The organism is Geodermatophilus sp. SYSU D01036 (assembly GCF_054050435.1).
This window is the reverse complement of the sequence record NZ_JBJGZJ010000003.1, coordinates 162,574-174,042: the sequence shown is the minus strand read 5'-3', so window position 1 is coordinate 174,042 and position 11,469 is coordinate 162,574. Positions and strand designations below refer to the sequence as shown.

The 11,469-nt window shown below is 75.1% G+C and carries 8 protein-coding genes; 6 read left to right on the top strand and 2 right to left on the bottom strand.

Annotated features, from left to right (window positions below):
* The first annotated feature begins 46 nt into the window (after window positions 1-46).
* Both ACI8AR_RS05360 and ACI8AR_RS05355 read left to right on the top strand, forming a co-directional pair.
* A complete protein-coding gene (locus ACI8AR_RS05360) occupies window positions 47-835 on the top strand; it encodes a glycoside hydrolase family 16 protein (RefSeq protein WP_457050056.1) in 789 nt (262 codons plus the stop codon).
* Window positions 836-1,072: 237 nt separating this feature from the next.
* Window positions 1,073-2,584 carry an aminoglycoside phosphotransferase family protein gene (locus tag ACI8AR_RS05355; RefSeq protein ID WP_457050055.1) on the top strand — a complete coding sequence of 504 codons (1,512 nt, stop codon included), beginning with the start codon at window positions 1,073-1,075 and terminating at the stop codon, window positions 2,582-2,584.
* A 3-nt stretch (window positions 2,585-2,587) separates the two neighbouring features.
* Here ACI8AR_RS05355 and ACI8AR_RS05350 read toward each other — a convergent pair whose 3' ends face one another.
* Window positions 2,588-3,871: a hypothetical protein gene (locus ACI8AR_RS05350; RefSeq protein ID WP_457050054.1), complete on the bottom strand. Its 1,284-nt coding sequence runs from the start codon at window positions 3,869-3,871 to the stop codon at window positions 2,588-2,590.
* 368 nt (window positions 3,872-4,239) lie between these two features.
* Here ACI8AR_RS05350 and ACI8AR_RS05345 point away from each other — a divergent pair, with 368 nt between their 5' ends.
* Both ACI8AR_RS05345 and ACI8AR_RS05340 read left to right on the top strand, forming a co-directional pair.
* Window positions 4,240-6,480 (top strand): PKD domain-containing protein, encoded by a 2,241-nt coding sequence (locus ACI8AR_RS05345; protein ID WP_457050053.1) that lies wholly within the window; start codon window positions 4,240-4,242, stop codon window positions 6,478-6,480.
* A 638-nt stretch (window positions 6,481-7,118) separates the two neighbouring features.
* Window positions 7,119-8,984, top strand: coding sequence for a PAS domain-containing protein (locus ACI8AR_RS05340; protein ID WP_457050052.1), 1,866 nt, complete (start codon window positions 7,119-7,121; stop codon window positions 8,982-8,984).
* A gap of 518 nt (window positions 8,985-9,502) precedes the next feature.
* Here the strand turns inward: ACI8AR_RS05340 and ACI8AR_RS05335 are convergent.
* Entirely contained in the window at window positions 9,503-9,862 is a 360-nt protein-coding gene (locus ACI8AR_RS05335; protein WP_457050051.1) for a hypothetical protein, read from the bottom strand.
* A gap of 44 nt (window positions 9,863-9,906) precedes the next feature.
* On the opposite strand from ACI8AR_RS05335, the gene ACI8AR_RS05330 reads away from it, so the two are divergent.
* Together ACI8AR_RS05330 and ACI8AR_RS05325 are read left to right on the top strand one after the other, a co-directional pair.
* Complete coding sequence (locus ACI8AR_RS05330; protein WP_457050050.1) at window positions 9,907-10,899, top strand: serine hydrolase; 993 nt, start codon at window positions 9,907-9,909, stop codon at window positions 10,897-10,899.
* Window positions 10,900-10,963: 64 nt separating this feature from the next.
* The gene (locus ACI8AR_RS05325; protein WP_457050049.1) at window positions 10,964-11,419 is read left to right on the top strand and encodes a hypothetical protein; all 456 of its coding nucleotides are present in this window, start codon (window positions 10,964-10,966) and stop codon (window positions 11,417-11,419) included.
* The last annotated feature ends 50 nt before the right edge of the window (window positions 11,420-11,469 follow it).

Genomic DNA, 11,469 nt, shown 5'->3' with positions numbered 1-11,469 from the left:
GCCTCGTCGGTGGCGTCTGCTGGCCGTGTCGTCGGCGGCTGTGGTCGTGGCGGGGGTCCTGACCGGCCAGGTCCTGGCGTCCGGCGAGGAGATCACGGGGACACCGCCGGCTCCGGTGGGCCCTGCGGGTCCGTGGACGTTCGCGTGGGGCGACGAGTTCGACGGCGATTCGTTGGACCTCGAGGTGTGGCAGCCCAACCGCTACGGCACGGACACCGGCGACCCGCCGTTCGTCCCGGACAGCGAGGCCGCCTGGTTCTCCCCCTCGTCCGTCCGCGTCGTCGACGGGCAACTGGTCCTCCGCGTGGAGGAGGACGAGCGGCGACTCGAAGGCCGGACCTACCCCTACCGCTCCGGTGTCGTGCAGGCGACACAGCCCCAGCACGAGGTCGCCCCAGGGACCTATGTCGAGGCCCGGATCCGCGTTCCGCAGTGCGACGGGTGCTGGCCGGCGTTCTGGCTGGTGGCCCCTGACCGGTGGCCGCCGGAGATCGACGTCTTCGAGTTCTTCGGCACGGAGTCCGACCGCCGGCCGTCGTTCAACCACTACCCCGAGGGCTATCCCGACGACGCCGACAAGTCCGGCCCCGCGCCCTACGGGGAACAGGAGGTCGACTACCGGAACGGTCTTCACGTGTACGGCCTGCTGTGGGACGGTTCGCAGGCTGTTCCGTACGTGGACGGCAAGGCCTACCCGGAGGTCGCCGCCCGTGACGTGACGTCGCTGCCGTTGATGTTGATCCTCAACCTCTCGGTGCAGGACGGGCACGAGCCCGCCGTGGGCTCGGAGATGAGGGTCGACTGGGTCCGGGTGTGGCGGCCGGCCGCCCGGTGACCGTGGGCGGCGCCCCTGCCCCGGACCGGCGGCACGACGCGGTCGTCCTCCTGGGCACCGCTGTCCCACTCGTCGAAGGGTGTCGGTCATGGAGGCCGAAGGATGAGCGTCAGGGTCCCCACCGTCGGGGAGGATCCCTCCGGTCACGCACCGGCCCCCCTCGAGCTCTGGCGGTCCCTCGACTGGCGGTTCCTGCTCCCGGACCGACCACTCCGACGCGTCGGCTACCTCGGCCCGGTGCCCGACGACGAGCGGCGAGTCCTCGAGGAGCTCGGTGTCGACGTCGTGGCGGGGCCCGGGGACGGGTCCACCGACCTCGACGTGCTCGTCGTCCCGACCGGGAACGACGGGCTCTCGCCGCGCGCACCGCTCGGCTCCGCACTGGGTCCCGGGGGCCGGGTCCTGGTCCGGTTGAGCAGAGGCGGCGTGGCGTCGCGGCTGCCCGGTGGCACCGGTTCGCTCAGGACGGCTCGCCGTCGGCTACGGGAGCTCGGGCTGGAGGTCGAACGGACCCACTGGCACGCACCCGACCGCACCCGCTGCTCCTACCTCGTCGCCACCGACGACTCGCCGGCGATCGACGAGATGCTCAAACGGCACCACGGGGTCCGCTTCGGCCTGGCCAAGTCGCTCGTCGCACGAGCCCTCAACAAGGCGGGGTTGGCGGAGCGCATCGCGCGGGACCTCACCGTCGTCGCCCGGCCCGGGACCCACCCGACGACGACCGTGCCGCCGGACGACCGCGGCGCTCCCCTCCCGTACACCGCCGAGCGGGAACTCACGGGGAGCTCGTCCCCGCCGTCACGGCTGCTGATCACCCCCTGGTTCGAGGCTTCCCGGCACGTCATCTGCCTGTACTTCGACCGCAGCACCCGCTCGATGCTGGGGGTGGCCAAGACGCCCCGCCGTCCCACTGACACCAGCGGCATCGAGCACGAGGGTGCGGTCCTGCGGGGGCTGGCCGCCCGCACCGACGCCCTGTCCGGCCAGGCGCCGCAGGTGCTGGCGCTGTCGGCCGGGAGCCGTCCGTTCTTGCTCGAGACCGCCGTGCAGGGGACTGCCGCGGGACCGGAGGCGGTCCGCGCCGATCCGGACGGCCTGCTCGAGGCGGCACTGGGTCTCGTCTCCACGCTGCCGACGACGGGGAGCACGCGGCAGGACCCGGCCTGGTTCGACCGGCTCGTCGCACGTCCGCTCGGCGACGTCGCGGCCTCGGTCGGGCTCGATCCGGTCCCCGACCTCGTGGCCGACACCATCACGCGGCTCGAGCCCCTGCGCGGGTGCGACATGCCGCTGGTCTTCGAGCACGGCGACCTCGGCCACCCCAACCTGGTCCGCACCCGCGACGGCCGGCTCGGTGCGGTCGACTGGGAGAGGGCGGAGGTCCACGGGATGCCGGGACACGACCTGGTGTTCCTCCTGCAGTACGTCGCCGAGTCGCTGCGGGCGACCTTCGAGCGGCCCGGCCAGCGACGCGCCTTCGACGAGGCCTTCACCGGTCCCGGCGCCTGGGCCGGACCCTGGCTGCGGCGCTACGCCGCCACCGTCGGCCTCGACGAGGCCCTGCTGGCGCCACTGGTCCTCGCGACCTTCGCGCGGTCCTCGGCGAGCCTGCTCACGCGGCTGCGGCCCACCGGGACGTCCGAGGACGCCGCCACCAGGAGGTTCCTCGCGGACGCGTTCGAGCCGGATCGCGACTTCGCGCTGTGGCAGCACGCGCTCGCGCGCTTCGACCGGCTGCTGCCGTGACGGCTACGAGTCCGGAAGGGCCCTCGTCCGCACCAGCTCGTCCCACACGATCGCGTGGACGTCGGCCAGGACCTGCTCGAGGGGCCGGTCGCAGTCCACGGTGACCCACTGCGGAGAGCGCGCCTGCAGCTCCTGGTAGTGCGCGCGCCGCTGGTCGAGCTCCTCGATGCCGATCTCGCCCTTGCGGGCGAAGACCACCTCGGCGGGCGCGTCGAGGAAGACCATCCGGTCAGGGGCCGGCGCGGTGCGGAGCACGAGCGCCGCGCTCACCCGCCCCTTCCAGTCCAGGTCGGGCGAGGGCAGCGTGGCGTCCACGATGTACCTGTCGAGCAGGACGATCCTGCCGAGGGCACGGTGGTACCGGGTCACCAGAGCGGTCCGGCCCAACCGGCCGAGCCGCAGGAGGAGCTGCGCCCCGACGATCGGCCGCACGAGGCGGTCGAGGGCGGATTCCCGCCACACCCCCATGTAGAGCGACACCGTCGGCCAGCGGACCTCGTCCCGCAGGCAGGCCACGACGGTGGACTTGCCGGCCCCGTCGAGCCCGAGGAACGCGAGGGAGGACCCGCGCTCCTGCGCGAACCGGGCACGCTGCAGGACCCAGTTGGCGACCTGCCGCACGACGACACGACCGCCGTCGGCCCGACGCCAGCGGGCACGCAGCCGCCGCTGGAGCGCGGCCACCCGCCCTGCATCGCCGGCGCGGGCGGCCACGAGCGCAGGCTCGAGGGCGGCGGCGCCGCCGGGGAGCAGCCAGGCGACGAGATCGGCGACCGGGCCCCGGGCAGACGCCCGCCGTGCGGCCTGTACCAGCCGGCGCTGCCGGTACGGGGTCGCCGGCTTCCAGGCCTGCTGGGCGAACAGCAGCCAGAAGGCGTCGTCCGGATCCAGGACGGGCAGGCCGTCCCGGTACCCCCGGCGGGCCAGACAGGCCGCGGCGAGATCGGTCCGATAGCCCTGCAGCGAGCCGAGGTCGATGCGGGTGACGAGGTCGAGTTCGGACCACCTGCGGGTTCCCGCGTCGTAGCGGACGTGGAAACGGTGTGAACCGTGCCCGGCGGCGGGGACCCGCAGCCAGCCGGCAGCACGCAGGTGGCCCTCCGTCGTGGCGAGGTCGGTCTCCGCCACGAGGACGTCGACGTCGCCACCGCTGGCGGGCTCGTCTCCTCCCCGGAGCAGGGCGAAGGTCACCCCGGCTTCGTCGAGGGCGGACAGGGCTGCGAGCACCGCCTCGTCGAGCGCAGTCGCAGAGGTGGTCGGCCATGTGTCGCCCAGCCCCGTGGTCATCCTGGCTCTCCTCGACGTCGCGCATCCCCGCCTGCGCCGGCGGCGAGGCTCACGCTAGACGGACGGCGACGGCGGCGGCGCCTCCTGCGCCGTCCATGCGGAGGTGGACGAGCCGGCGTCCGACGCTGCGCCCGACGGCACCGGACCACCCCCGACCGGCCGGCGCATGACGGATGGTCCGGCCACGGTCACGCTGAGTCGGAACTCCCGACCCCGGCTTCCCGATGAATGCTCCACGGAATCACGCAGCGTGTTCTTTTTGACTGATCATGCAATTCCGGCGGAAAGAGTATTGGCGACGCCGATGACGTCCCCTACCTTCCGGGTCGCACGGGGTGCTCCCAGCCTCCGGCGGGAGCGGGGGTCCCATGCGCGGCATCCAGAAGGCGATCGCGGCCGTCCTGCTGGCCCTGACGACCTGTCTCGGGCTCGTGGCCGGCGCAGGGACCGCCACAGCGGCCGAAGGCGACATCGGGTACCAGGGCCCGGCGTTCAACGGCTCGATCAACTCCCCGACGTCGGACAAGCCACAGAGCAAGTTGTGGCACGTCGACGGCATCTGGTGGGCCGCCATGTTCGACACCGGATCGCGGACCTGGCGCATCTTCCGCCTCGACCGGGCGACCCAGACCTGGGTCAACACCGGCGTCCTGGTCGACGACCGGCCGAACACGCTGTCGGACACCCTGTGGGACGGTTCCCGTCTCTACATCGCCTCCCACGTGGTCACGGTCTCGAGTGACACCACACCGAAGCCGTCGGACCCCAACAGCCCGGCACGGCTGATGCGCTACAGCTACGACAGCGCCCGCAAGACCTTCACCCTCGACCCCGGGTTCCCCGCCACGATCACCGGCAACTCGAGTGAGTCGATGACGATCGACAAGGACTCCACCGGGCGGGTCTGGGCGACGTGGACCCAGGTCAGCGGCAACTCCACGGCGGGCTTCACCAGCGGGGTGTACGTCAACGCGACGAACGGGAGCGACAACTCCTGGGGAACGCCGTTCGTGATGCCGACGGCTGGGGCCAACCCGGCACCGGACGACCTCTCCGCGGTGGTCGCCTTCGGCCGGAACAAGGTCGGGGTCCTGTGGAGCAACCAGGTCGACGACACGGTCTACTGGGCGGTCCACAACGACGGCGCCGCGGTCACCGACTGGCGCGGATCGCCGGCGATCAGGGGCAACCGCCAGGCCGACGACCACGTGAACATCAAGGCGGTCCAGGCTGATCAGGCCGGCCGGGTGTTCGCGGCCGTGAAGACCGGCGCCGACACCGCGGCCGGGGCACCCGCGTCGACCCCGCAGATCCTCCTGCTGGTGTTCAAGCCGGGTACGGGTGCGTGGACCTCGACCACCTTCGGGACCCTGGCCGACTGTCACACCCGGCCGCAGGTGGTGCTCGACGAGGAGCACTCGATGGTCCACGTGATCGCCGCCGCCCCGACCGGCGCCGGGTGCCCCTATTCCGGCTACCCGGGCACCGTCTACGAGAAGACGGCGTCCATGGACGACCCGGTCTTCCCTCCCGGCCGGGGGACGCCGATCATCCGCGAGGCCGCGTCGGAGAGCCTGAACGACCCCACCACCACGAAGCAGAGCGTCAACGGGGCCACGGGTCTGGTGGTGCTCGCGGCCAACACCACGACCAAGCGCTACTGGCACGCCGACCTCTCCCTGGGCGGGACCACGCCGCCGCCGGCCCCGGCACCCACGGCCGGGTTCACGGCCTCGCCGACCAGCGGGGTCGCGCCTCTCGCGGTCCAGTTCACCGACACGTCGACCGGCTCGCCGACGTCCTGGGCGTGGGACTTCGGCGACGGGGGCACGGCGACCACGCAGAACCCGTCGCACACCTACGCCGCCGCCGGTACGTACACGGCCACCCTGCGAGCGACCAACTCCGCCGGGACGAGCGCACCCGCCACGCGCACGATCACCGTCTCGGCGCCGCCACCGCCGCCCCCGCCCGGTGGCGTCACCACGGGAGCGGTCACCACGGCCACCAGCACCACGGCGGCCACCGGGATCACCGTCAACGTCCCGGCCGGCGTGGCGGACGGTGACGTGCTCATCGCGCAGATCACCGCGGACAACACCCCGACGGTCACCAGCGCGCCGGCCGGTTGGTCGAACGTCCTGCCGTCGGCCTACCTCGGGATGGGCGGCGGAGCACGGGTCTTCGTCTACTACCACGTCGTCACGAGGGCGGCCGCCGAGCCGGCGTCCTACACCTGGCAACTGTCCAGCGGGCAGAAGTGGAACGCCGGCATGTCGGCCTTCCGTGGGGTCGACACCAGCACGCCCTTCGACACCCCGGCCACCGTCGCCTCGGACAACACCTACTCCGCCGCGACGTTGACCGTCCCCGGGGTCACCACCACGACGGCAGGGGCCCTGGTGGTCGGTGGAGTGGGGCTCGACAGCTCGTCGTCAACGGTCACGCCGCCCACGGCGTGGAACGAGGCGTTCGAGGGCACCGGAGCCCAGGTCACGGAACTGGCGGGACAGAGCCGGCCCACCGCCGGTGCCGTCGGCGGGCAGACCTGGACGTTCTCCAGATCGACCGCGTCGGCCGGCTGGATGCGGGCGCTCCGCCCGGCCTGAGCGCCGACCAGACGACGTCCCACCGTGTCCGGCGGCGGGAGTCGCCTCCGCCGCCGGGGTCCAGCCCGCACGCGGGCGGTCCCGGCGTTGTGGTGGCGGGGTGCGGACCGGGGACACCGGAGTTCGCTGGTGCGACGTCCGGCGACCTCAGCGCCACCGGGAACGGGGACGCCGGGACCCATGCCGCGCCCGGTCGGGTGACCGGCGGAGTAGCGGCGGAGGTCCTGCCCCCTGCTCACCCGGCCGTCGCCCCTCGGGGCACGGGTCGTCCAGGGCGCTCAGGGCAGGGGGACCGGAGTCCTCCTGCCGCCGATCGGCGACGTGCACCATCCGACCGAGGAGGACCGCCGCGCCGATGGCCACGACGACCCAGGCGACGAGGACCCAGCCCCACCACGCCACGTCTCCCCCAGCCGATCACGGCCCCCGCGGTGGCATGTTGCCCCCTGGAGATTACGGACCGTGACTCGACTGCGCAGCACCCGACACCACGAGTACGGTCCGTGCGGCTGCCCCGGGACCACCCGGTCGGATGCGTTGCGCGCAACGCGATCAGGCAGGTACACATGGTGCGACCGCGTCTCCAACCACCGGGACGGGATCGCCCGTGCAGCGGGTGCACGACCGGGAAGGCGGCAGTGGGGGACCCAGGCAGGACCGGGCGGCTCGGCAGCGCTCCGGAGCAGCGGCACATCGACGAGATCGCCTCGGCCCTGCGCGGTGAACTGGCCATGCAGGCCGCCGGCATCGGCACCTTCGACTGGGACCTGACCACCGGCGTCCTCGACTGGGACGAGCGCCTCGTGGCGCTGTTCGGGTACGACGGCGCGGGCTTCGACCGCAGCATCGAGGGCTTCAGCGCCCGGCTGCACCCGGACGACCGCGACGAGGTCCTGGCCGCGCTGCAGGCCGCCGTCGACGAGTGCGGCGAGTTCAGCGCGCTGTACCGCATCGCCCTGCCCGGCGGCGTCGTCCGCTGGATCTCCGCCCAGGGCCGCGCGCTGAGCGGCCCGGACGGGGGCGCCACCCGGCTGCTCGGCGCCGCCTACGACGTCACCGGCCAGCGCGGCGAGGCCCTCGGCGTCACCCAGGTCCTCGAGGCCATGCCGGCCGGCTTCTACTCGCTGAGCCCCGACTGGCGCTTCACCCACCTCAACGCCGAGGCCGAGCGGCTGCTGGGCCGCCGCCGCGAGGACCTGCTCGGCGAGGACATCTGGGAGGCCTTCCCCGCCGCCGTGAGCTCGGTGTTCGAGGAGAGCTACCGCCGCGCGGTGGAGACCCGCCGGCCGGTGTCCTTCGACGCCTACTACCCCGCCCCGCTCGACGGCTGGTACGAGCTGCGCGCCTGGCCGACCGCGGAGGGCCTGTCGGTCTACTTCATCGAGGTCACCGAGCGGGTCCGCGCGCAGCAGGAGCTGCGCCGCGCCGCCGAGCGGACGCTCACCGTGGCCCGCATCAGCACCGAGCTGGCCGGGTCGATGGACGCCGAGGTCGCCACCGGCCAGGTGCCCCGCATGGTCGTCCCCGCGCTGGCCGACGCGTGCATCGTCAGCGTCCTCGACGAGCACGGCCACACCCGGGGCGTGAGCTCCTGGCACGCCGACGAGGCGTCGCGGGAGCTGCTGCAGGACTACGCCCGGTCCCGCGCGGCCGCGCTGACCAGCCTCCCCGCGGTGAGCCGGACGCTCAGCACCGGCGAGCCGCTCCTGCTGTCCGGCGAGGAGGCCCTCGCCACCACCCCGGCCGGCGAGCCCCACGGGCTGCTGTCCCGGCTGGCGCCCAGCGCCGCGGTGGCCCTGCCCCTGCGTGGACGTGGCCACACCCTGGGCCTGCTCTCGCTGCTCTACACCGACGGCCGCGTCCCGACCGCGGAGGAGGTCGCCACCCTCCGCGACGTCGCCGAGCGTCTCGGGATGGCCCTCGACAACGCCCGCCTCTACGGCGCCCAGCGGCACCTGGCCCTGCAGCTGCAACGCTCGATGCTCACCGCGCCACCCGAGCCGGACCACGCCGAGATCGTCGTCCGGTATCTCCCCGCCGCCGAGGCGGCCGCCGTCGGCGGCGACTGGTACGACGCGTTCCTGCAGGCCGACGGCGCCACCACGCTCGTCATCGGCGACGTGGGCCGCCCCCCCCCCCCCCCCCCCCCCCCCCCCCCCCCCCACCCCACCCCCCTCCCCCCCGCCCCCCCCCCCCCCCCCCCCGCCCCCGCGCCCGCCCCCCCCCCCCCCCCCCCCCCCCCCCCCCCCCCCCCCCCCCCCCCCCCCCCCCCCCGGGGTGCCGGGACGGTCAGCCGCCCCCGCCGTCCGGGCCCTCGCCATCCGGGCCCTCGCCATCCGGGCCCTCACCATCCGGGCCCTCACCATCCGGGCCCTCGCCGTCGGGACCGCTGTGGCCGCTGTGGCCGCCGCGGGGGCCGTCGAGGTCGACGCCGGGGCTCTCCACCAGGTCCGTCACGCGGCTCTCCAGGTCGGCCGCGCGCTCGTCGGCCTCCTCCCGGGTGAGCCGGCCGTCGGCGACGGCGTCGTCGAGCCGGTCCTGCGCGGCCTGCACGAGCGCGGCGACGAGGTCCTCGACCGCCACGCCCCGGTCCCCGGCGACCGAGGCGAGGCTGGCGCCGTCGGCCTCGAGCGCGGTGCGCAGGTCAGCCTCGGACAGGCCGAGCGTCCCGGCCGCCACCGACAGGTCCAGGCCGTGGCCGGGGGCGCCGTGGCCGCGGTCGCCCAGGCCCGCCTCGCCCAGCGTGGTGGCGACCTCGTCGGCCTGCTCGGCGGTGATCGACCCGTCGTCGACCAGGCCGGTGAGGGCGTCGCGGATGCGGTCCACGGCCGAGGTCGCGGAGGTGTCGGGAGTCGTGTCGTCGTCGGCCATGGCCGGGGCGGCGAGGGCGAGGCCGCCGACGGCCAGGACGCCTGCCGTGGTGGCGAGCACGATCTTCTTGCGCACGGGGTTCTCCTCGCTCGGGCGGCCGGCAGGTCCGGCCGTCCTCCCGACCGTGCGGGCCGTTCCTGTGGCGGACCTGTCAGGCGGCCGTGGCGGGACTGTGGACCTCGCCGCGGTCGGCGCCCGCCGGGCGTGGCGTCTGCAGCAGCGCCGCCGCGGCGTCGGCCAGCACCACGACGCCGATCCCGGCCCACTCGTGCCGCTCGAGCGCCTGCCCGAGCAGCACCGCGCCGGCCGGCACCGCCCACACCGGGTGCGCACCGCACAGCACGCCGAACGCGCGCGGCGGGAGCACCGGCTGCTGCGCGACGCGCCGCCGGTCGAGGTCCGGCCGGCCCGGTGGGCCGACAGCCCGCCGCCGGGCCTGGCCGAGCTCGTCGAGGTGCTCCGCGCCCGCCTGACCAGCGCCGCGGTCGCCGGCTTGTCCGGCGGAGGACACACGGACGTTCCCCACGCGCAACCGATCGGGTCCACCCTGTGCCCGTGCGCGCCGTCCGCCCCTCGCCCGGGCGCCCGCGCCGGGGCCCGCTGGAGCGGCTGGTCCTCGGCGCGCTCGCGGTCGTGCTCGCGTCGGTGCTGGTGGTGAGCGCGGCGGGCGTGCTGGCGGTGGTGCTCTGGGCCCGGGACGGCGAGGACCGTGCGGCCGGGCCGGACACGGTGCGGGCCGCCTCGGTCGCGCCGGAGCCGGGCACGGCCGCCGAGATCCGCGGCACGGGCGCCGCCGGGGAGTCCGCCGTCCCCGTCCCGCCGCCGCCCGTCGTCGACGGCGCCGCGGTGCTGGCCGCCGTCGACGCGGCCGCGCAGGAGGCGGACGGCACGGTCGCGGTGGCGGTGCTCGACGCTTTCGGCCGGCCCCTGGTCACCGGTCCCGCCGCCGGGGACGTCCGCCTCTCGGCGTCGCTGGTCAAGCTGCTCGTCGTCGGCCGGCTCCTGGCCCTGGACGCGGCGGGCGCGCTCGACCTCTCCGAGGGCGACCTGGCGCTGATGGAGCGGGCGATCGTGACCTCCGACGACGGCGCGATGAGCACCCTGTGGGACCGCTACGACGGCGCCGGCCTGGTCACCGCGACCGCCGCCGACGCCGGCCTGACCGCCACCGCGCCGCCGCGGGTCGCGGGCCAGTGGGGCGAGGCGACGCTCAGCGCGGCCGACGTCGCCGCCCTGCTCGCCGGGCTGGCCGACACGCTCGGCGACGGGCCGGCCGCCACGCTGCTCGGCTGGATGCGGGACACCGCGCCGACCGCGGCCGACGGGTTCGACCAGGCGTTCGGCCTGCTCGCCGGCGGCACCGGCGTGGCGGCCAAGCAGGGCTGGATGTGCTGCGTCGACGGCCGGCGGCAGCTGCACTCGGCCGGCGTGCTGCCGTCGGGCACCGTCGTCGTCCTGCTCGGCGACTTCCCCGCCGGGACGCCGTGGGGGCGCGCCCGCGCCGCCCTCGACTCCGCCGCCGCGGCGGTGCGCGCCACGCTCGGCTGAGGCACCCAGGGAGCTCACAGGCCGGGTCCAGGCCCCTCGGAGGGTGCGGGGGCAGCGTGCCGTCATGGACCGCGACACCGCGCCCTGGCTGTTCGACCCCGCCGCGACCCGCGCCCTCGTGCTGGCCCGGCGCTCCCCCGGCGACGGGCCGGTCGGCGACGTCGTCTCCGACGTGGTCTGGAGCGAGGTGGTGCGCCTGCTGCGCTGGGCGGCCGCCGGGGAGTCCGGGCCCCCGGAGCTGCGGCCGGGCACCTGGTGGCGGCTGGCCGCCGAGAGCGCGGCCCTCCTGCGCCGGCTGCCGGCGCTCAGCGCGGAGATCGACCAGCCCTGGTCGCTCGTCCCGCCGGCTCCCGCCGAGCCCGGCCTCGAGCCGGCCGGGCGGATCGGCCGGGTGGCCGGCCGGCTCAGCGGCCTGCTCCGCTCCGGGGAGCCCGTCCCCCTGCGCGTGCTCGCCGCCGAGGTCGACGCGCTCGGCGAGGCGGCCGTCCAGGCGATCGCCGCGGACTCGTTCCCGCCCTAGACGGACGTCCTATCGCGATATATCGTTACTGTCATCCGATACGTCAGGAG

Bases quoted from the DNA above. Each gene is read 5' to 3' on its own strand.
- ACI8AR_RS05350 (WP_457050054.1), bottom strand. From the start codon at position 3,871: ATGACCACGGGGCTGGGCGACACATGGCCGACCACCTCTGCGACTGCG.
- ACI8AR_RS05345 (WP_457050053.1), top strand. From the start codon at position 4,240: ATGCGCGGCATCCAGAAGGCGATCGCGGCCGTCCTGCTGGCCCTGACG.
- ACI8AR_RS05325 (WP_457050049.1), top strand. From the start codon at position 10,964: ATGGACCGCGACACCGCGCCCTGGCTGTTCGACCCCGCCGCGACCCGC.